20 protein-coding genes, 1 pseudogene and 1 riboswitch are annotated in these 21269 nt (G+C 42.1%); of the genes and pseudogenes, 13 read left to right on the forward strand and 8 right to left on the reverse strand.

Annotated elements, in window-relative coordinates; translation table 11 throughout:
- Positions 1-223 precede the first annotated feature (223 nt).
- Positions 224-1183, reverse strand: a complete 960-nt coding sequence (trhO, locus tag CJ483_RS14950; protein ID WP_120035964.1) for an oxygen-dependent tRNA uridine(34) hydroxylase TrhO — start codon at positions 1181-1183, stop codon at positions 224-226.
- Positions 1184-1410: 227 nt separating this feature from the next.
- On the opposite strand from trhO, the gene CJ483_RS14955 reads away from it, so the two are divergent.
- Complete coding sequence (locus CJ483_RS14955) at positions 1411-2184, forward strand: vWA domain-containing protein (RefSeq protein ID WP_120035965.1); 774 nt, start codon at positions 1411-1413, stop codon at positions 2182-2184.
- A 51-nt stretch (positions 2185-2235) separates the two neighbouring features.
- On the opposite strand, the gene CJ483_RS14960 is transcribed toward CJ483_RS14955, so the two are convergent.
- Positions 2236-2982, reverse strand: coding sequence for a MerR family transcriptional regulator (locus CJ483_RS14960; protein WP_120035966.1), 747 nt, complete (start codon positions 2980-2982; stop codon positions 2236-2238).
- A gap of 126 nt (positions 2983-3108) precedes the next feature.
- On the opposite strand from CJ483_RS14960, the gene CJ483_RS14965 reads away from it, so the two are divergent.
- The 3 genes from CJ483_RS14965 (at position 3109) to CJ483_RS14980 (ending at position 7135) form a co-directional block, all read left to right on the forward strand.
- Positions 3109-3717, forward strand: coding sequence for a flavin reductase family protein (locus CJ483_RS14965; RefSeq protein ID WP_120035967.1), 609 nt, complete (start codon positions 3109-3111; stop codon positions 3715-3717).
- Positions 3718-4021: 304 nt separating this feature from the next.
- The gene (locus CJ483_RS14975) at positions 4022-4468 is read left to right on the forward strand and encodes a MarR family transcriptional regulator (RefSeq protein WP_120035969.1); all 447 of its coding nucleotides are present in this window, start codon (positions 4022-4024) and stop codon (positions 4466-4468) included.
- A gap of 3 nt (positions 4469-4471) precedes the next feature.
- A complete protein-coding gene (locus tag CJ483_RS14980; protein ID WP_120035970.1) occupies positions 4472-7135 on the forward strand; it encodes an MMPL family transporter in 2664 nt (887 codons plus the stop codon).
- A gap of 686 nt (positions 7136-7821) precedes the next feature.
- Here CJ483_RS14980 and CJ483_RS14985 read toward each other — a convergent pair.
- Both CJ483_RS14985 and CJ483_RS14990 read right to left on the reverse strand, forming a co-directional pair.
- The gene (locus CJ483_RS14985; RefSeq protein WP_120035971.1) at positions 7822-8814 is read right to left on the reverse strand and encodes a LacI family DNA-binding transcriptional regulator; all 993 of its coding nucleotides are present in this window, start codon (positions 8812-8814) and stop codon (positions 7822-7824) included.
- Positions 8815-9046: 232 nt separating this feature from the next.
- A complete protein-coding gene (locus CJ483_RS14990) occupies positions 9047-9628 on the reverse strand; it encodes a DJ-1/PfpI family protein (RefSeq protein WP_120035972.1) in 582 nt (193 codons plus the stop codon).
- A gap of 138 nt (positions 9629-9766) precedes the next feature.
- Between CJ483_RS14990 and CJ483_RS14995 the strand changes: the two genes are divergently transcribed.
- A complete protein-coding gene (locus CJ483_RS14995) occupies positions 9767-10183 on the forward strand; it encodes an Lrp/AsnC family transcriptional regulator (RefSeq protein WP_120035973.1) in 417 nt (138 codons plus the stop codon).
- 206 nt (positions 10184-10389) lie between these two features.
- The gene (locus CJ483_RS15000; protein ID WP_120038066.1) at positions 10390-11541 is read left to right on the forward strand and encodes a multidrug effflux MFS transporter; all 1152 of its coding nucleotides are present in this window, start codon (positions 10390-10392) and stop codon (positions 11539-11541) included.
- Positions 11542-11614: 73 nt separating this feature from the next.
- Here the strand turns inward: CJ483_RS15000 and CJ483_RS15005 are convergent, their stop codons facing one another.
- Both CJ483_RS15005 and CJ483_RS15010 read right to left on the reverse strand, forming a co-directional pair.
- Complete coding sequence (locus CJ483_RS15005) at positions 11615-13384, reverse strand: DUF2207 domain-containing protein (protein WP_120035974.1); 1770 nt, start codon at positions 13382-13384, stop codon at positions 11615-11617.
- Positions 13385-13392: 8 nt separating this feature from the next.
- A complete protein-coding gene (locus CJ483_RS15010) occupies positions 13393-13572 on the reverse strand; it encodes a hypothetical protein (protein WP_120035975.1) in 180 nt (59 codons plus the stop codon).
- Positions 13573-13857: 285 nt separating this feature from the next.
- On the opposite strand from CJ483_RS15010, the gene wrbA reads away from it, so the two are divergent.
- The gene (gene wrbA, locus CJ483_RS15015) at positions 13858-14466 is read left to right on the forward strand and encodes an NAD(P)H:quinone oxidoreductase (protein ID WP_120035976.1); all 609 of its coding nucleotides are present in this window, start codon (positions 13858-13860) and stop codon (positions 14464-14466) included.
- 114 nt (positions 14467-14580) lie between these two features.
- On the opposite strand, the gene CJ483_RS15020 is transcribed toward wrbA, so the two are convergent.
- Both CJ483_RS15020 and CJ483_RS15025 read right to left on the reverse strand, forming a co-directional pair.
- Positions 14581-15369, reverse strand: a complete 789-nt coding sequence (locus CJ483_RS15020; protein WP_120035977.1) for a TIGR00266 family protein — start codon at positions 15367-15369, stop codon at positions 14581-14583.
- Positions 15370-15475: 106 nt separating this feature from the next.
- Complete coding sequence (locus CJ483_RS15025; protein WP_120035978.1) at positions 15476-16102, reverse strand: hypothetical protein; 627 nt, start codon at positions 16100-16102, stop codon at positions 15476-15478.
- A 318-nt stretch (positions 16103-16420) separates the two neighbouring features.
- Here CJ483_RS15025 and CJ483_RS25815 point away from each other — a divergent pair.
- The 6 genes and pseudogenes from CJ483_RS25815 to CJ483_RS15050 all read left to right on the forward strand — a co-directional run.
- Positions 16421-17479: pseudogene (locus CJ483_RS25815) on the forward strand (PDC sensor domain-containing protein); the annotation flags it as partial.
- Positions 17477-18424 carry a methyl-accepting chemotaxis protein gene (locus CJ483_RS25820; protein ID WP_481747744.1) on the forward strand — a complete coding sequence of 316 codons (948 nt, stop codon included), beginning with the start codon at positions 17477-17479 and terminating at the stop codon, positions 18422-18424. The pseudogene CJ483_RS25815 and the gene CJ483_RS25820, both read left to right, overlap by 3 nt.
- Before the next feature lie 205 nt (positions 18425-18629).
- Complete coding sequence (locus CJ483_RS15035; protein WP_120035980.1) at positions 18630-19595, forward strand: cation diffusion facilitator family transporter; 966 nt, start codon at positions 18630-18632, stop codon at positions 19593-19595.
- 68 nt (positions 19596-19663) lie between these two features.
- Positions 19664-19761, forward strand: a riboswitch (guanidine-I (ykkC/yxkD leader).
- Between the two features lie 60 nt (positions 19762-19821).
- Positions 19822-20160, forward strand: coding sequence for a DMT family transporter (locus CJ483_RS15040; RefSeq protein WP_120035981.1), 339 nt, complete (start codon positions 19822-19824; stop codon positions 20158-20160).
- On the forward strand, positions 20157-20471 hold the full coding sequence (locus CJ483_RS15045; RefSeq protein WP_120035982.1) for a DMT family transporter: 315 nt from the start codon (positions 20157-20159) through the stop codon (positions 20469-20471). Before CJ483_RS15040 ends, CJ483_RS15045 begins: the two co-directional genes overlap by 4 nt.
- A gap of 141 nt (positions 20472-20612) precedes the next feature.
- Positions 20613-21257, forward strand: a complete 645-nt coding sequence (locus CJ483_RS15050) for an SDR family oxidoreductase (protein WP_120035983.1) — start codon at positions 20613-20615, stop codon at positions 21255-21257.
- The last annotated feature ends 12 nt before the right edge of the window (positions 21258-21269 follow it).

Consider the following 21269-nt stretch of genomic DNA (forward strand, 5'->3'; position numbering starts at 1 on the left):
AAGAATAAATTAAAGCCGTCATTATTTGTAGATCATGGCTGCTTTAGTTGCCATGATCAGCGGTTTTGCCATTTTGATCGCAGAAAGAAGTTTTTCTTTTTAAAAAGCACGTGCCAATTAATTAAGACTTAAAACAATGAAGTGATCAAGCACAACTGCAATGAAGAATGAAATCTCCAATAAAAAAGCGCCGCTGCTTTTTAGCAGGGACGCTTTTTAGTGTTTATTGCTGTTCTTCTAGCTGTTTGACTCTTTCTTGCCACTCTTCTTCAGAAATTCCATGTTCAGCTACATATCTGTTGCGTGGATGGACACGGCATTCATGAGAGCAGCTGCGTAAATACTTATGCTCATTTTCTTCTGAAGCTAGAATCTTTTCATTACACTCCGGATTAGCACAGTTCACATAGCGCTCGCAAGGCTCACCAGAAAAATAGTCACGGCCGACAATTATATGTTCTTTTTGGTTAACAGGAACGCTGATGCGCTCATCAAATACGTAACATTGGCCGTCCCATAATTCCCCTTGCACCTCAGGATCTTTTCCGTAGGTGACAATTCCGCCGTGCAGTTGTCCGACGTCTTCGAAGCCTTCTTTTAATAGCCAGCCAGAGAACTTTTCACAGCGGACACCGCCTGTGCAATACGTTAAAATTTTCTTGCCTTCTAATTTTTCTTTATTTTGACGAACCCAGTCTGGAAGCTCACGGAAATTCCGGATGTCAGGCTTGATGGCTCCTCTAAAATGTCCAAGGTCATATTCATAATCGTTGCGGGCATCGAGAACGACGGTGTCTTCCTGCTGCATTTGTTCAAAGAATTCTTTAGGCTCCAAGTATTTACCCGTCAGCTCTAAAGGATTAATGTCTTCTTCCAGGCGCAGGGTCACAAGTTCTTTTTTCGGACGAACTTTCATCTTTTTAAATGCATGCTCGTCTGCTTCATCAATCTTATATACCATGTCAGCAAAACGAGGATCCTTCTTCATTTCGCTCATGTATGCCTCTGCTTGTTCAACGGTTCCTGATACGGTTCCATTGATCCCTTCATGAGAGACTAGGATGCGCCCTTTCAACCCGAGTTCTTTGCAAAATTCCAAGTGCTCTGCTGCATACTCTTCCGGATTATCTATAGAAACATAATGGTAATATAATAAAACTCTATATGGTTTTGTGGTAATCAATGTTCTTACCGCCTTCTATTTAAAATGATTTCGAGTCATAAAACAAAAGAAAAGAGCCTTTTGTTTTATTTTTAAGCATACATTACTATTTAAACAATTTTTCAGCGAGATAGCAAATGTTAGTTTTTTCAATTGAAAAGAAGCTAGCAGTTTAAATGTGATGGAACATTCTGTACAATTTTGATAGGAATATCAATTAATAAATAAAAGTGAGAAGGAGGAATAAAATGGGTGCTATTGATCTGCAGAAAAAGAGCTTAAAAGTAGTTCTGGAGAAAAAACAATTAACAGCGGTGACAGCACGTGTCGGTTTAGTGCTGGATATTACAGGTTCGATGAGAACACTCTACAAAAAAGGTACAGTTCAAAAGGTAGTGGAACGGATTTTAGCTGTGGCTGCGGAATTTGACGATGATGGAAAGCTGGATGTTTGGGTATATGATAATGAATTCTCACGCCTTGAGCCGGTGACAGAGAAAGATTTTGAAGGGTATGTGGATAGAGAAATTTTGCAAGATGATAGCGTGCATAAATTTGGCAGGAATGAGGAATTGCCTGTTATGAAAGATGTTTTGACGAAGTATTTGCAGGAAGAACCTGCAAAAGATCCGGCCTTTATCGTTTTCATCAATGATGGCGGCTGCCGGAAAAATATTAAGTCCCTTATCGAAGGATCAGCGGACAAGCCATTGTTCTGGCAGTTTGTTGGGATTGGCAATGGCAATTTCGACTTCTTAAAAAAGCTAGACACACTAGAAGGACGAGAGACGGATAATGCTAATTTCCTTCACATCGAAGAGATTGAGAAAATTTCTGACAATGAGCTCTATGATGCTTTGTTAAATGAATTTCCAAGTTGGCTAAAGGAAGCGGCACAAAAGGGGATATTAACAAATAATATGGCACAAAAAGAAACGGCAGCAACAGCAGAGCCGGAATCAGAACCAGAATCATCCTCTAAAGAGCAAAAAGGGTTTTTTAGCAGGTTGTTCGGCAAATAAAAGGGATCAGGCGAAGGTGCACCTGATCCCACATAGTCTTATCTGCAAAGGCTAATTTTTATTGTTGTCAGCATAAATGGCCATTGCTTCACACATAAATTTCGCAAGCCCCGGCCCAAACTGATCAATGTTTTTCGTGAATCGCTCATCAGCAACATACATCTGGCCCAACCCTTTAAATGCATCAAGAGAATAGCTGCCTATCTTATTCAAAAACAAGTACCATTCCTTAATAGCTGTCTGTACTTCTTTGGACTCAGGCGGATCATTGCGGAGAGCCGCAAGCTTTGTATAGATGGCATTCATCCCTTTAGATAAGTCGTCTTGTTCTTCTTTAGACATGCTGGCTAGCTTAGCGTTTGATTCGTCTACTGCTTTGTTGCCCCAACGTTCTCGGGCCTCTTGTTCGTAAGGGTTTTGACTAAAATCAAAGCCCTCAAATTTTTCTTTGTTTGACATCTGAATGTCTCCTTTCATATGTTGAATGGTTTTTTCGACAGTCGCAATCATCTGATTAAGCCGGCGGCGTTTTTCAATTAGCATTTTCTGATGCAGCTCCAACGCTTCCCTGCGGTCAAATGAAGGACTGTCAATGATTTCTTTTATCTTTTTTAAAGGGAAGCCGAGTTCTTTGAAAAATAAGATTTGCTGGAGCATCTCAAGGTCTTCATTTGTATACAAGCGATAGCCCGCTTTTGTTGTATGGGTTGGACGCAACAGTCCAATTTGATCATAATGATGCAGTGTGCGCACACTAATTCCTGCCATATCAGCGACTTCTTTAATTTTCATTACCATGATTGTTGCCTCCCTTATATTTGTAATATAAAGTATGACGTAACGAGAGAGTCAACAGCAATTTACATATTATTTTAGCGCTACGAAAATGATAGACTAAATAAAATTTTATAGGAAGTGATTACGTTGATCTCAGTTGATCCAGCAGCTAACAGCATAAAGGATAATTATAAGCTTTTGATTGGTAGCATTGTCCCAAGGCCCATTGCTTTTGTGACGACAATAGCAGAGGATGGAACATTAAACGGTGCGCCCTTCAGTTATTTTAATATTGTTTCTGCCAATCCGCCGTTGATATCTCTGGCGATCCAGAGAGCCGGAGAGAAGCAAAAAGACACAGCCCGCAATGCGATACAGTTAAAGGAGTTTGTTGTCCATATCGTGGATGAAAGGAATGTAGGAAAAATTAATGAGACGGCAGCTATGCTTCCGGCTGATGAAAGTGAAATTGATTTGGCCGGTTTAATACCAATCGAGAGCACGAAAGTTTCTGTACAGGGTGTGAAAGAAGCGGGTGTTCGAATGGAATGTGTGCTGGAACAGGCCTTTGAATTGGGAGGGGAAGATGCTCCTTCAACTGATCTGTTAATTGGAAGGGTTGTTCTCTTTCACTTTGAGGAGCAGATTTATAACAAAGGAAAAATCAATTATAGTGAGTTAAAAGCTGTTAGCCGGCTAGCAGGGGCTGATTATGCTAAAGTAGGTGAAATTTTTTCTTTGGAACGGCCAAAATAATAAGAGCAGAAGAAGACAGATAAAACATTATTCCAAAAAGCAGGAGAATCATCCAAGCTAACACTATTTTTGCTTTATGATACAGGCGGCATTGACAGGCTTCATACATTTAAAAATAAGCGGCTTCAGAACGAGTATGTTAGGATTTGTCCGCATTTTAAAGAGAACTTTTTAAAGTTCTCTTTTTTATGTATAGAGGAACCGTTTGTATTTAACCGGCTGTTAATGCTTATCTTCAGGCTTTTACATTGACATTCATTAGTTGAGTCCCTAAACTTATATAATGTTTAGGGGGGCAACTAATGTGAAAAAACAATTAAGAGAAGCGGTGGAATTGTTCGAGGAAGTGATCATTTATGGGACAGAAAGGGTAATTAAATCAGTGGATAATCCGTTATGGCGTGAGTACTCACCGGAGCAGATGCAGTCGCTGAAAATTATCAACAAGCATGGTCTCATTGCTGTAGGACAGTTGGCAGCCATGCAGGGAGTTCACAAGAGTGCCATTTCCCACCGTCTAAAGCAACTAGATGAAAATGGATTGATTCGAACAGGGAAAGCAGAAGGGGATCAGCGAACAAAGCTTGTGGAGCTGACGGAGAAAGGAAAAGCCATTGTGCAGCAGTCGGATCAAGTGTTATATGAGTACATTGAACAGCTGCTGTCTGATGAGGTGGAAGAACAGGAGGTTGAACAGTTTGTTAAAACGTTCCGCAAGCTGAAGGAAGTGTTGAAAGTGAAGGGAGTGTAGTGAATGAGAAAAGTGATTAAATGGAAATGGCCTATTACGGTGGGGATCATTGTATTGACAGCCGTTCTCTTTGTCCTGGCACCTAACCTAACAAAACAGGCGGAGAAAGCAGGCACATTTCAGTTGCCAGATGATGCTGCTTCTCAGCGGGCGACCGAGATATTAGAGAAAGCAGGAGCGGGGGAAGAAACAATATCGCTTGTTTTCCCGTTAAAGGAAAAGCTTAATGAAGCATCTAGGAAGGAGATAGCCCAAACAGTAGATGATCTAAACAAGCTGGGTACTCCTGTAAAGGAGGTACTTAATCCTTTCGAGAATAAAGATTTGGAAGAGCAGCTAGTGTCTGAGGACAAAAAAACAGTGCTCGTTCCAATCACAGTAGATGGCACAGATGAAGAAGTGAATGACCTTGCGGAAAACATACGTTCAAAAGTGGTACCAAAAGATCGAACGGTTTATTTGACGGGAGAGGCGATCATTAATCATGATGTGAACGTGAGTGCTCAGGAAGGTTTGAAGCGAACAGAAGTCATTACAGTTGTTCTGATTTTTGGTTTGCTGCTGGCGGTATTCCGCTCATTTGTTACGCCATTTATCCCACTGCTTGCTGTCGGCATTACGTACTTGCTCAGCCAATCATTCGTCGCCTTTTTTATTGACTGGTTTGGCTTCCCGGTATCAAACTATACCCAAATTTTCTTAGTGGCTGTTCTTTTCGGTATCGGAACAGATTACTGTATTTTATTGCTGAGCCGGTATAAAGAAGAGCTATTTGCCGGACATACAGTCGAGGAAGCGATAGTAAACACATATAAAACAGCGGGAAGAACATTGTTAATCAGCGGATTAGCTGTATTTATCGGGTTTTCTGCCATCGGTTTTGCACAATTTCCTATCTTTAAATCAGCTGTTGGCGTCGCTGTTGGCATCATCGTGTTGCTGTTTGTGTTATTTACAATCATGCCGTTCTTTATGGCGGTGCTGAAGGATAAATTGTTCTGGCCTTCAAAGAAATCAGCTGCTCATCACGATAGCAAGATTTGGATCTTATTCAGTTCGTTATCTGTTAAACGGCCGCTTTTATCTATGCTTGTCGTAGCTGTGATAGCCGTTCCGCTACTGTTTACGTACGATAATGACCAGTCTTATAACACCGTGGAGGAAATTGGCAGTGACTATGAATCTGTTAAAGGGCTGAATGCGATTGAAAAAGGCTTTGGAAAAGGAGATTCCTTGCCCGTACAAGTGATTCTGAAGCACAAGAAAGATATAGTAACAGAAGAAACGGTTCCTTATATAGAATCCATTAGCAGGGAGATAGAAAAAGTGAAGGGCGTTAAAGAAGTGCGTACCATCACTCGCCCGACCGGCAAGGTTATTAAAGATTTATACGTTGATCAGCAGCTTGGTCAGCTAGCTGAAGGTGTAACGAAAGCACAAGAGGGGCTTGGTGAAGTCCAGGGCGGATTAACAAAAGTACAAAATGGACTTAATGAAGTGACGAAGCAGCTGCCGGCTGGAGATCAAGCATCTGCGGGAGCGGGAGGTCTTGGTGAAGCCGCCAAAGGGCTTGGAAAAATTAATGAACAAATTGGCCTCGTTTCGAAAGGGCTTCAGCAATCACAAAATATTCCGCAAACCGTTCAACAGTTGGGCATGCTCCAACAGCAGCTTGGCCAAGTACAGCAGGGGATTGGGAATGCTGCCGGCCAGCTAGAAAACTCCGCAGGTCAAATCAGCCAGTTAAAAGGCGGGTTAACAAAGCTTTCGGAAGGTGTTGGATCTGCTAACAATGGTTTATCAGAAGTAAAAAAGGGCCTGAATACCGTTTCCTCAATGATGACTAATATGAGCGAATCGAAAGGGCTGCGGGATACGGGAATGTTTATCCCGGAGGGGACACTTGAAAATAAAGACTTTGAGCAAGTGCTGGACCGGTATACAATCGATCAGCAAACAGGTGTGATGCTTGAGGCAATTCTTTCCGACGATCCGTATTCAACTGAAGCGATTAAAACGGTTGAAAAAGTGAAGGCAGCCGTACAGCGCGCGGTGACAGGCACACCTTTTGAAAAGGTGGAGACTGCGTATAGCGGAGTATCAAGCATGAACAGTGATTTAAAAGAGATTGCTTCTGAAGATTTTACCCGCACCGTAACCATTATGCTTATTAGCTTATTTGTTGTTTTAACCGCCCTGTTTCGGTCTCTTATCATGCCACTGTATATGATAGGCTCACTATTGCTTACTTATTTTACGTCTGTAGCCGTATCAGAGCTAATTTTCGTTAATTGGCTTGGCTATGATGGTATTAGCTGGGCTGTGCCATTCTTCGGCTTTGTCATGCTTGTAGCACTTGGTGTTGATTATTCCATCTTCCTGCTTGACCGCTTCCGTGAAGAAGCAGCAGATGGCGTGACTATCCCGCAGGCAATGGTCAAGTCAATGGCTAAAATGGGTACAGTTATCATTACAGCGGCTGTTATTCTTGCCGGTACGTTTGGGGCAATGATGCCATCAGGAGTGCTCAGTCTTGTGCAAATTGCTACGATCGTGATCACCGGGCTGCTGCTCTATGGTTTAATTATTTTGCCACTGCTTATCCCGGCTATTACGGTTTCCTTTGATCGGGGAGTCTGGTGGCCTTTTAAAAGAAAAGAATCATAATAGAAAGAAAAGCCGTTGGCAGTCATTATATACATGACTGCCAACGGCTTTTTAGGTGGAATTGAGGTAGCGGCTCTCTCTACAAATGACGAAAAATGTAAAAAATAAAAAGTCGAAATATGAAAATAGCAAAAAAATTTTGCAGCAAATAAGAAAAGAAAGCAACGAAAACTTGCTGAGAAGTTGAAGGAAAAAAGGATTATTTCCCAGCATTTTTTAGCAAGGGAGAGAAGAAAAAACACAAAATCAAGAATAATAGACAGATTGATATGAGTGAATTTATGCATTCTGCTTGTATATAAATACATAAGAAGATGCATAAAGATTAATATGTTAATGCATGATTAATATTTTAGAATAAAAATGCCCAAAACTACCTTGTCGAATTGCGTTATATAAAAAATGGTACTCACCCACCTGGTTAAACAGCCCACCTTCATAAACAGGAAGGAAGAGAAAAGCTACAGCGATCCGTTGTTTTTAAAAGCCTTATTTTAACTGTATTTGGAACCGGTTCCCTAAAAATAGTGAAAAAATCGATTTTTGTTCCAAAAATGAGGAACCGGTTCCGGAAGAGGAGGTAAAAATAAGCCCTGGCCGGCTTTAAAAAGGCATCTATTCTTTTTCAATAGAATAGTTGTTTTCTCTTTTAGCGCATGTTTATTAAACATACATGAATGCAGTGATCAGCCAGGGACAAATCGTTTGTCGACGCTTTCTCTTGGGATAATCTCAAAACCTGAATACGTGAGCTTGGGAATTTCTTCTCCGTTAGCTAATTTAATAATGTTTCGGGCCGCTGTTTCTCCGGCTTCGACAAAGTGAAGTTTAACTGTTGTTAAAGCAGGGTTCATCATCTCTGTAATGCTATACCCGCCAAACCCGGTGACAGATATGTTGGCGGGCACGTGCATGCCTTTCTTATAGGCCGCTTTCACTGCACCGATAGCAATATCGTCCGTCGCACAAATCAGAGCGGAAGGGAAGTAGCTTTCAAAAACTGCCAGCGCTCCTTTTGCTGCTTCTTCCATAGTAAAGCCGGTTTCAAAAAAGTGGACCTCGCACCCGTTCGCTTCTCTAACTGCCCGCTTAAAGCCTTCTTTTCTATTCACGCCAATGGCGGTGTTATCCTCGCTGACGCCTAAAAAGGCGAGACGCCGATGCCCTTGTTCAATAATATATTTTCCAATAGCATAACCAGCTTCTTCATCGTTGTGGATAAGGCTGTATACTTCCTCATGCTGCTGGCCAACTAATAGTATGGGAACATTAATTTCACTAAATGCCTGTAAGTGCGCATCGGTGATTTGTGTTGCCAATAAAATAATACCAGCGACTTTTTGTTTTGCCAGCATATAGATGCTTTCAATTTCACGCTCTATGTTTTGGTTGGTATTAGAAACGAGCATGTGGCAATTCCATTTTCGTAATTCATTATCGATGCCAGTCAGGATTTGGGATGTTTCGTACGAATCGAGATGGGGGACGATTGTACCGATCATGTTTGTTTTCTTTGCTTTCAAGCTTTGCGCAAAGGTATTTGGTGTGTATCCGGTTTCTTTGATGATTGTTTCGATTCTTTGTTTTGTTTTCTCGCTCACTGACCCGCCGTTTAAATATCTGGATACGGTGCTTTTTGCTACGCCAGCAAGTTTGGCAATATCTGCAATCGTCTTCATTTTGCCACTCCTGTTTCCCGGTATATTCGCTCTCATTATACACTATTCCGAAATTAGGCAGAAAGAATGAATCATAGCTAGGTAGAGACGTTGTCTATACTAGCCTATCAGTTATATTGTATGATAAGCGAAAAGAAACCATTTTGAATACAGAACGGTTTCTTTTCGTGCCATCTGAGTAGCAGCAGGCGTGATAAAAAGTTGGCAAACATTTCAGCTAATAGTCATTTCGTTAATAACCCATTAATTCTTTAACTTTCTCAGCATTGGCTTTAGAAGTCAGCATTTCTAGAAGTATAAAGGCAACTTCCATGGCTGTACCGGGATTTGATGAAGTAATCACATTTTCATCTACCACAATGCGATTAGTTGAGATTTGCACTTCATACGTGGCTAATTGTGCTAAACGTTTACTGGAGGGATGATTATAGGTCGTAGCTTTGCGATGTCGTAGTATGCCGCTATGCGCAAGCGCTAAAGAAGCTACACAAATAGAAGCAATCGGCTTTTTATGTGTATTAAAATGTTGAATGACCTCTTGAAACGTTTCGCTAAATGCATCCTCGTAAAAATTCGCCTCTTCAAACCCGCCAGGAATCGCTAATGCATCAAATTCATGTAAATCAATGTCTGCTAATCGTTTTTCCGGGGTGACTCTAAAGTTCCATGTCGCCTGTAGCTCTGGGTGAAGTCCTGCTGAAATAACCATTGTAGAGCCGTCACCTTCTAATTGATTCCATCCAAGTACGTCTGTAAACACACTGGCCTCGTATGCTTCAAAGCCATTTGCTAATAACAATAATACTTTCTTCATTGACTATCGCCTCACTTTCTCACTTCAGTTTAATGGATTTTGATCGCCTGCTGAATATTATGACAAATGTATTTCTTTGAAATTGCTTTTGTTTTTATGGATAATTCATACAAATACTTCATTTAATAAGGAGAGACTATGGATCATATTGATTATGAAATTTTAAAACAGCTAGAACAAAATGCCAAAGTGACGACAAAAGAAATCGCTGCACATGTACACTTATCGGCACCCGCAGTAGCTGAGCGAATTAAAAAGCTCGAGGAGCAGCAAGTTATCACAGGTTATCAAGCCTTGTTTGATTTAAAAACACTCGATCGTTCAATTGTGGCGCTCGTGTTATTTAAATCAAATGACTGCAAAAAATTAGCGGAATTTTGTTACAGCCATCCGGATGTGCTTGAATGCTACCGAGTGGCAGGTGAAATCAGCTATATCGCAAAAGTTGCGACACAATCGGTAGAAACCCTCGAAAGATTTATTGATCAATCGATGCCGTACGGGACACCATCCACAAATATTGTGCTATCCGAGCATAAGAACGCGACATTGTAAAAGAGGCTTTCTGGTTGTGGGTCAGATCGGCCCATTTATTTTAAAACTATGGAAGAACGCTAGAGTATAAAAATGAGATGGTGTATGATGGAAAAAAATAAGTGGCACATTTGCTGTCATAGAAATAAGGAGGAGAAAGGGTGAAACAATCTGCGCTACAACAATTGCCAGATCAGGAAGCGATAAGGCAGCCTAATCGATTATGGATGGTTCTTTTGCTTGGTTTGCTGTCTGCATTCGGGCCTTTATCGGTAGATATGTATTTGCCAGCCTTGCCAACTCTAGCGAAGGACTTACATGCATCGGCGTCTGTTGCCCAGCTTAGCTTAACTGCTTTTTTAATTGGTCTAGCTTTTGGTCAAGTAATTGCTGGTCCTTTGAGTGATACAAATGGAAGACGAAAACCCTTGATGGCCGGCCTTATTATCTTTACTGCTGCTTCTATTCTATGTATAATCATGCCCTCTATTTGGGGCCTTATCGTAATGAGGTTTATTCAAGGAGCTGCCGCAGCAGCAGGAATTGTTATTTCGCGCGCGGTGATTCGGGATCTTTATTCAGGTTCGGAACTAACGAAGTTTTTTGCCTTAACTATGCTTGTTAACGGTGTAGCCCCGATTGCTGCTCCAGTTATCGGAGGACAGCTCCTTTCTTTTGTATCCTGGCCGGGTGTGTTTGGAGTGCTTGCTATAGTGGGAGCAGTGACTTTTTTTGCTGTTTTTAGCGGCATGCCTGAAACGCTCTCCGTTGAGCGCAAATCCGCAGGAGGGTTAAAACAGACACTTCTTACGTTTAAAGTATTAATGATTGATAAAGTGTTTATGGGCTATTGCCTCGTACAAGGGTTTGTGATGGCAGCCATGTTTGCTTACATAGCGGGGTCACCATTTGTGTTGCAGGATTTTTTTGGATTATCACCGCAAGCCTTTAGTCTATGCTTCGCCATTAATGGCCTGGGAATCGTCATCGCTACTCAGGTTACCGGCCGGCTTGCCGGGAGGGTCAGCGAATCGGCTTTATTGAAGGCAGGGCTTTTGATGGCGTTATCGGGAAGCGTTTTGATGCTTGCTATGCTTGCGATAGAAGCTCATCTCATCGCTGTTCTTATTCCGTTGATCTTTGCGGTATCAAGTGTAGGGGTAGTATCGACCACATGTTTCTCGTTGGCCATGAATAATAAGGAGAAAACAGCAGGAAGTGCATCAGCGTTTCTCGGACTGATGCCTTATATTTTTGGTGCTGTCGCTGCTCCGCTTGCCGGCATTGGCGCTGGTCACACTACGCTGCCGATGGGGATCATTATGGTTGGCTGTCATTTAGCAGCAGTGTTTTCTTATTTTTTCCTATGCCGAAAATAAGGCTGCTGGCAAACAGACTTTGCTTACAAAAAAAGAGATCCAAAAGCAGCTGCTTTTGGATCTCTTTTTTTGTTCAATCCGCTCCGCCACCACCACCGCTGTCTCCACCGCCCCCTCCATCACTGCTGAAAAATCCGCCTCCATCAAAAGAGCTGTTTCCGGATGAACTATCTGAACTTGCTATTTTGCTCCATTTCCATGTGTCTTCTAAGTAAGAAACAGGGTTGTGATCTGCTAACAAAAGAAAAGTGAGTGGTGCAGCTGAGAATAACGCTGTTTTGACTTCTGCTGCTTCTTTAAGCAAAGGATGATGTCGTCTGGCTTTCAGGATTAATGATCGGATAGCCCATTTATCAAGCTCAGTTTCTGGCAGGGAAACGGGGATTCCATGTTTCCTAATTTGCTTGCGGAATATCCGGATATCCGCATAGAGAGCCGCTGCTTCACTTGATAATGTCATGCGCGGCGTAAAGAGATAGAGTAAAGTACTTGCGGCGATGAAAAGAGCTATTTGTTTCACCAAGGCTGGATCGTATAGCATGAGAGCTGCAAGAAACGATACAAGCAAAGAAAGCAGAGAACGCCACCTTTGCGCAGGATTCCGGCAAGCCAGCAAAAATAATCCAAGGCTAATGATGGAATAAATAAGCATCGCTGCCGTGGAGAGCGAATCCAGCATGTAACTATAAAGAACGATTAAGTAGATAACTGCAAGCAGTATAGGGACAAGAAGGCGGATCACTTTGTCTCCCATCAATCGTTCTTCTTTCATGTATTGAAGGGCGGCATGAAACCATTCCTTTTCTCCTTCTTTGAACAAAGAGTGTTTCGTTCGGTAACTGAGCAGTTGGCGATGGTTGTCTTTTTCTTTTTTCGTTGCTCCGGCTATATTCATCATGGCAAAGGAGGTCCTGCTTTTCTTTCCTAGCTTTTTAAAAAGCCATAAAATGAGTTGATTTTCATGCGGCGCGAGCAGGTCAGGCGTACGTTTTAGTGTGAACAAAAGCTGATGATCGGGAGCGTCGGGATCATTTTGAAACCGCTTGGCCGCTTGATCCAGTTTTACTTTGGCAGCCCCTTTCTCAACAAGTGAATATAAAGCGGCAAAATAACCATACCGGTCTTTTTTTCCAAGGCGATGGATGAAATACAAAACGAGTGGATCTGTGTGGATAAGCTTATTTACATTCCCGCTTCCTCTCAGGTGACACATGCGCAAGATAGCCATCGCAAGGCAACTAGACCCGGCTAGTGCTGTTAAATAAGGCAGAAGTTGTTGTAGTTGTTCCCGTTTCTGTTCGTTCTCAGCTATTCGCTTTGCCTGTCTTTCTTCTTGTTCGAGTACTTTTTCCAAGGTGGCTGGAGCAGCTGCTTTTCTCTGTTCAGACATGACTGCAGAAGGAAACAGCAGCCTTGTTTCTGTAAGAGAATACATGGCGGAAGTCGGTGTAGTAAAGCGCACAACGAGTGGTTCCTTATGAATATCCCCTTCTTCGCGATCATGCAAAAAAGCATAGTAGCGGCTTGGTTCTATTTCTTGTGGGAACACAAAATCAATCGTTATATGATGAAGGTCTTGATCATGATTGCTGCCAGTCCCGAAAAAAGGAACAACGAGATCGCTATACGTTTCATACGATTTTACTGCTCCTTTCAAGCGATAAACGTAAAAGATGGTCTTTTTTTCGTTTTTAGCAGAAAGGGAAGCGTAGTAACTATTATCTTCCTGTGATACGTTAAGCGTCCGCAAGTCTTGTTCGTTTACAAACCCTGGTTTAGCATTTGGATCTACCAGTTCGTATGCATGAAAATTGGTGACTCCTTGGTGATGATTTGTCTGTATTGAACGTCTTACTCGGCTATATTCCCCTTGAACGTATACTTAAATACCTCGTTGAGAAGCAAATCGCCATTTGGTTGAATCCATGCGCGAATGTCGACTTTATCAATGGTATAGGATTTAGCAAAAGCCGAGGGACTGCAGGCTAGAAAAATCAAAATGGTCAGCACGGGAAGTCGAAGTGTTTTCAAGTTTTCACCTCTCTTTCTATAGGAATCTATGTTTCTAATTCCAAATAATAGCATAACTGACAAAATAGAAAATGCAACGAAGGAACTGCTTTGTCTGTAAAATAAAAGAGGGTAAAGGTTATTTTGAATGGCCTTTAGGAGAGATATTTATTATCAAATCTTTTGAATAGGGCCGTTTTAGACGTTTATGAGAAGGGTAATTTTGAGAATAGCTATCTGGAAATAGGCCCACACGGTAAAGTGTCTGGTATGATCCAGAATCAAGCTAGGAAGGGGACCAAAAGAATGGAAAATGTAAAAACAGCGATTGTTTATTACAGTTCAACAGGTACAAATTATCAGTTAGCTAAATGGGCGGAAGAAGGAGCCAAAGCGTCAGGTGCTGACGTAAAAGTATTGAAAGTGCCGGAAATCGCTCCACCAGAGGCGATTGAATCAAATGCAGCCTGGAAAGCTCACCATGAAAAAACAAAGGACGTTCCTAAAGTGACAGTGGACGATCTTATATGGGCAGATGCCATTATCTTTAGCGTTCCGACCCGGTTCGGAAATGTACCCGGTCAAATGAAGCAATTTTTGGACACAACCGGTGGAGCATGGGCTAAAGGAAAATTAGCGAACAAAGTAGTCAGTGCAATGACATCTGCTCAAAATCCGCATGGCGGACAAGAACAAACAATCCTGCAATTATACACCTCTATGTATCATTGGGGAGCGATCATCGCAGCGCCTGGCTACACTGGAGAAGCAGTATTTGCTGCAGGTGGAAATCCTTATGGTACATCAGTCTCCGTGGATCAGGAAGGGAAAATGAAAGAAGATGTTGAGGAAGCTGTAAAGCATCAAGCAAAGCGGACTGTTATGGTAGCCAAGGCAATAAAAAATGGCCTGTAATCACAGATAAAAATAGGAAAAAGGTTTCCGGAAAATATTCTTTCGGAAACCTTTTTCCTTTTAGATAAACCAGCTTAGAGGCTAATCAAATGATCGAGCAGCCATTTTCGCCGATTAATCGTTGCTAAACATTTTAAATAATCCACCGATTCCACTTTCATCTTTGCCGCCAGTACCTGCCGGCATCGCAGCGAAGACACGGCTGGCTAGACGGCTGAATGGAAGCGACTGAATCCAGACTGTTCCTGGGCCGCGGAGTGTAGCAAAGAATAGCCCTTCGCCACCGAATAGAGCGGTTTTCACACCGCGTACTGTTTCAATATTGTAAGTAACGTCACTTGTCATGGCTACTAGACAGCCAGTATCAATCTTCAATACTTCACCTGGGGCTAATGTTTTTTGATGAATTGTCCCGCCAGCATGAACAAACGCCATGCCGTCACCCTCAAGTTTTTGCATAATGAAACCTTCGCCACCGAAGAAGCCCACGCCCAATTTGCGCTGCAATTCAATACCGACAGATACGCCCTTTGCCGCTGCCAGAAAAGCGTCTTTTTGGCAAATAACTTTCCCATTTAGCGCACTCAGGTCCATTGGAATAATTTTGCCCGGATAGGGAGAAGCAAAGGAAACATGTTTTTTTCCTTGTCCCTCATTTGTAAACATCGTCATGAACAAGCTCTCTCCGGTTAACACCCGTTTACCGGCGCCAAGCAGCTTGCCCATTAATCCACTGCCTTGATTAGATGAACCGTCACCAAAGACCGTTTCCATTTCGATTCCATCTTCCATCATCATTAAGCTGCCTGCTTCTGCGATAACTGTCTCGCGCGGGTCAAGCTCGACTTCGACAAACTGCATATCATCGCCATAAATCTTATAATCAATTTCGTGGTTATTCATTAAAAATTCCTCCTTCTCACAAAAGGTAGTACGAATATTTATAAAAGAAGGTTTCGTTATTTTTCAACTATTTTGCAAAAAAAGGTGAAATGATGAGAGATTTTTCTTAATCGGTGAGGTCTTTTTTCTGTGCATTCGTCCATTCTACTTTATAGAGTAAAGCGATTTCTGTTTCTTTCAGCCCTCGAGGCAGCTCCCCGTGGTCACTGTGGAGAGAGCCCATGCTGTTTTTAGTTGTACCAGACCAGCCGGCTAGATAAACGGGCTTGTCTTTCTTTAAAGTGATTTTTTCATGAATCAAACTGTTGAATGACCAGGCCGTCATCTTGTGTTCAAATACTGTTGCAGCCAAGCCATCTGGTAATCCTTCAAGCAGTTTGACGAAACCCTTTTCACTGTCTAAGTCACTTGTGCCAAAAGAGATGATTTTATCCCGGAATGCGTGTTTTATTTCGCCGGACGAGACGAGCATATTTTGTTCAAATTTTCCGTCCTTATACAAAACAACTGTATATTGGATGTCGTCTCCTTTTTTCAATGTGCCATTTAAGTTAAAAAATTCAATGTGATCCGCTCCTGTTTTGCTGATTAGCTCTTTTTCTCTTTCGATTAGGTTATAAGGCTCAATGGTAAGTCTCGTGCTTGAGGGCGTTTGTTTTTTCTCCGCTTCTGTACACCCAGCAATCAATAAGAGAAAGCTGATATACATTCCCCATTTTAATAACTGTTTCATCTCATTCTCCTTTCAGGAAAAAAATGTATTTTTATGATCTTTTGTTACATTATATCTCGAATGAGACTTATGGAAGAAAAAGAATTTCAACAAAAAATGGTTGGAATATCCAAATAGTACTTTTTTCGCGCATTTTTGTAAAAAATTAATTAAATATCTTAACTATTATTGGACTAAGCCGATTAAATCAAGGGGACATCTTATGAGAAAGGGAGAGAAGCGGATGAAAAAACAAAAAGCATTGCTTGGAAATTATCCGGATTAATTATCGGGCTATTTTTACTACTTTTTGTAGTGTATTCTATTGTAACGAATACCATGTTACACAACAAAAGCGTAAAAGATTCCGAAGAGTATGCGAATGAACATGCGAAACTGTACGCAGCTGGTCTGAGCCAGCGCTTTGAACACACGAGCAAAACCTTAATGACTGCAAAGCATATGTTTGAAGCTTTAAATGATGAAAAAAAGATGACAGCTCAATCTGCTTTGCAAATGGTCAAGAAGAATCTTACTGAAAATCCTAGTATTTTTGGGATGGGACTCATACTCGAGAGCAATGCAGTTCCTATTGAAAATACGGTGAATAAAACGTTTATTGATCAGCAGCATCGTTTCATCCCTTATTTATATAAAGAAGGAGATACTATTCATACCGAGGCGATTAATGGTTACGAAACAGAAGGGGATGGAGACTGGTATCAAATCCCTAAGAAAGAGGGACGGCCAGTTTTAACGGAACCATATGATTACCAGGCTGGAAGCCAGACCATTCCAATGGCAACCATTTCTGTGCCTTTATTTTCAAAAGAAAATAAATTTATTGGAGTCATGACAGCTGACTTTTCTATTGAGTTCTTGAATGACGCAGTGAAAAGCATGAAACCGGACGGCGGTTATGCAAGTATCGTCACTGATCAAGGTTTTGTAGTAGCGAACAGTATCAACGAAAAATTAATTGGAACAAACATGGAAGAAGCATTAGATTGGAAGAAGGTTCGGTCTGATTTGGGAGAGAGAAAGGTCTCGACTTTATATGTCGATTCAAAGCAACTGAAGGAAAAAGCATTTAATACGTTTGCTCCTGTATCAGTTGAAGGAATAGATGAGATTTGGTCTGTTCAGACGGTTGTGCCCAAGTCTAGTATTTTACGAACGTTTAATGCCATTTTACTGTTAACAATTATAGCGGCAGTATTAATGATTATTTTAATGGCCGCTGCTTCCTCTCTGTTTATTCACAGACAGTTGAAGCCTTTAACTTACTTGAGGAAGTCGATTGAAACAGCCGCATCCGGTGATTTAACACAAAAAGTAGACCCATCACACATTCGTCAGGATGAGATTGGGCTGGTGGCCTCTGCCTTTAATGATATGCTCGATAAAACAAATGAAGCGATTTATGTTGTTAAGGGCTCCTCTGTAGAATTGAATGATTCTACTTCCCAAGTACATCAGGCATTTGAAGAGGTTTCGGCTGCAAGTGAAGAAGTGGCGGTTGCCATAGATGAAATTGCCCAGGGTGCCTCACAGCAGTCAATAGACACAGAGGATGCTAACCAACGGATGGCTGACTTGTCTGCACAAATCGATGCATTGGCAACTCTTTCCGATAAAATCAATCAGCTGTCAGCACAGTCGGGACAGTCAACTGAACAAGGAATGAAACAAGTCAAATTGCTGCGGGAGCACAACGAAGATACAGATAGAATGAATGAAAAAGTGCAAGAGCAAATTCAGGCATTATCCAAAAAGATTGCGAACATTGATATTGTCATTGCTTCGATCCACGGCATTACAGCCCAGACGAATTTGCTTGCTTTAAATGCCAGCATTGAAGCGGCCCGTGCCGGTGAACATGGAAAAGGCTTTGCCGTTGTCGCGGAGGAAGTAAGGAAGTTAGCGGAGCAATCACGCGAAGAGACCGACGTTATTCAAAAAACTGTCCATGAAATATTAGAAGAATCCAAGCAAACGGTTGCTGTTATTGCCAAAAACATTGAATTGATGGAAGTGAAGAATCAATCTGTCTCCAATACAGAATCTTCATTTAAGGAAAATGCTGAGCTAGCCAACCAACTTGGTGAATCAATTGTTCAACTATCTGCGAAGTTAAGGGAAATGATGGAATTTAAAGAGCAGGCCATTGAATCGATTCAGAGTGTATCGGCCATTTCAGAGGAAACAGCCGCCTCTGCTGAACAGGTCAGCGCTTCAGCTACTGAACAGCAGAGAGAAATGACCAAAGTCGCCTTATCAACCGAGCGGATGAACAATATTGCTGGAGAATTGAAGGAAGTTGTCAGTCGTTTCAAAGTGTAATCATTGTTAGATAGTCCGAAGAATAAAACCCCTGGAGATTAACATAATAATGTATAATCTCCAGGGTTTTTTATTTTGTTCACTCTGCCTCTGCTGAGAATCTAATGGGGAATAACTGTTATGCCGTAACAAAGGCCATTTTATAATTTAATGGATAAATAACGGGGGATTCGGGGTAAATCAATAAAAAATAAGGAGGCGAAATATGGGGTTTGTTCAATTGCTGAAAAAGGGAAATACGTCGTCGGGCATTGCGGCTATCGGAAATACAGTACTTGCTATTTTAAAAGGAGTGGCCGCTGCCTTTAGTGGAAGCGGCACGATGTTTGCATCTGCCATGCATTCGCTGGCGGATGCCGTTAATCAGGGGTTTGTTTACTTTGGCAGCGCCTTAGCAGAAATGAAGCCATCCAAAAGATTTCCAGTTGGCTTTGGTAGGCTTATTAATATCTTTTGTATGGTCGCCGTCATTGTCGTAACGATTATGGCTTATGAAACGATCATGAAGGGCTGGAAGCTGTTAAAGCATCCAGCGGAATCATCTGATTTTCTGTTGAATTTTTTTGTGCTCGTTGCAGCGATTGCTGTCGATGGATTTATTTTATTCAAAGCGATGAAAGAAATTGCTGAAGAAGCACGTGTAGAGAAAAAAGGAAATATTCTTGTCACCGCTTTTAAAAACGTCGGCAAAGCGTCTCCTGCTACACGGCTAGTGTTTTATGAGGATTTAGTAGCAACCTCTGGAGCGTTTCTTGCCTTAATCGGTATTGTAGCGGCACAATTTTTTGGCTTGCTCGCCGCAGATGGTGCCATTACGATATTGATTGGTTTATTGATGGTCTTCGTTGCTTTTCGTGTTGGCTATGATAACATGGTCGGCCTAATCGGTGTCGCTGCCCCGAAGGAAGTCGAAAATAAAATGGCGGATATGCTGCTGGCTGATCCTGACGTAGTCGATATTTACAAAATGCGCATTATTCAGGAAGGCCGAGTTTATCACATTGATGGCATTGTCGAACTGAGAAAAGGTCTCTCGCTTGCACAAGCAGACGATATTAAGTTCCGAGTCATGGACCGGCTGCTCCGGGAACCAGAAGTTGCAGACGTTACACTTGGCATTATTGAAGATGATGATAAAAAAGGTTGGAAGGGAATGCCTGAGCCGACATGATCTCTTCCAAAAAATGATTGACCATTCGACCGTTTGTTGCTAGAGTTAAAAGCATAATTACTTAAATAATCCATGTTTTCTAGGGTTCCGCGGATGCGTCCGGTCTGGTCCGAGAGAAGGCACACAGAGTCTTTCTGTGACACGGAGGGATAAAAGCCCGGGAGATTGCCACGATATAATTGTGGAATCTTTCGGGTTTTTCTGTTTTTGAAAGGGAGGAGAACGAATGAATAAGGAATGGATAAAAGTATTCATTGCTGCTTTTTTTGAGGTATTCTGGGTGGTTGGTTTAAAGCACGCCGACAATATGTGGGAATGGGCAGGAACGGCGGTGGCTATTCTCGTCAGCTTTTATTTATTAATCGCGGCGGGAAATAAATTGCCGGTTGGCACGGTGTATGCTGTGTTTGTTGGTATGGGAACGGCAGGAACTGTTCTATCAGAAATCATCTTTTTCGGGGAGCCGGTCAAAGTGGCAAAACTGGTATTGGTTGTTGTGCTGCTTGTCGGGGTAATCGGCTTGAAGCTTGTTACAGATGAAGCGGAAGGAGAGCGAGCCTCATGAGCTGGTTGTATCTCGTACTTGCGGGTATCTTTGAGATGACGGGTGTAGCGATGATCAATAGCCTCCACAAACATAAAAACTGGCAATCGTTCGTTCTTATGCTAGTCGGCTTCTCCGCAAGCTTCCTCTTTCTCGCTTTAGCTATGAAAACATTGCCAATGGGGACAGCCTATGCTGTTTGGACAGGTATTGGCGCTTCCGGCGGTGCAATTTTAGGGATGCTGCTGTATGGCGAATCGAAAGATTGGAGAAGAATTGTTTTCATCGTGATGGTACTTGGAGCTGCTGTCGGTTTAAAGTTAGTATCCTGACCTTAAGGCCACTCTTTTATTGAGTGGCCTGTATTTTTCTCTTTATAATCAGTAACAGAAAAAGCGGTAGACCCGAGCGTTAAAATTGATTGATTTTCTGTGTTTTGGAACAATAAACCCAAAGGGAAGGGAGATGCGTGAATGAAAGTACTAGTTATAGGAGCGAATGGCCAAATTGGCAGGCAGGTTGTCGAGCTTCTTCAAGAAAGAGAAGAACATACTGCACGAGCATTGGTAAGAAGTGAGGAGCAGGCTGAGTCTTTTGAAAAGACTGGGGTAGAAGCGGCGGTGGCGAATCTTGAGGGAAGTGTGGAAGAAATCACAGAGGCAGCAAAAGGTTGTGAAGCAGTTATTTTCACTGCTGGTTCAGGTGGACAAACCGGCTGGGATAAGACGCTTTTGATTGACCTCGATGGAGCGGTGAAGACGATTGAGGCTGCCCAGGCGGCCGGCATTAGCCGTTTTATTATGGTAAGCGCCCTTCAAGCTCACCGCCGAGAGAATTGGAACGAAGCGATCAAACCATACTATGTAGCAAAACATTACGCAGATAAAGTACTGCAATCAAGCGGCCTGACGTACACAATTATTCGTCCGGGCGGGTTGCTGAATGAAAAGGGGACGGGGAAAGTAGCAGCCGCGGAGAACTTGGAACGCGCCTCGATCCCACGCGAGGATGTAGCTAGAACAGTAGTCGCTTCACTTAGCGAAGGCCATACGTTTAATCGTTCTTTCGATCTTGTTTCAGGAGGTGTGCCTATTTCGGAAGCGCTAAAACTTATATAAATTCTATGTATT

Source organism: Bacillus sp. PK3_68 (genome assembly GCF_003600835.1).
Lineage (GTDB): Bacteria > Bacillota > Bacilli > Bacillales > Domibacillaceae > Pseudobacillus.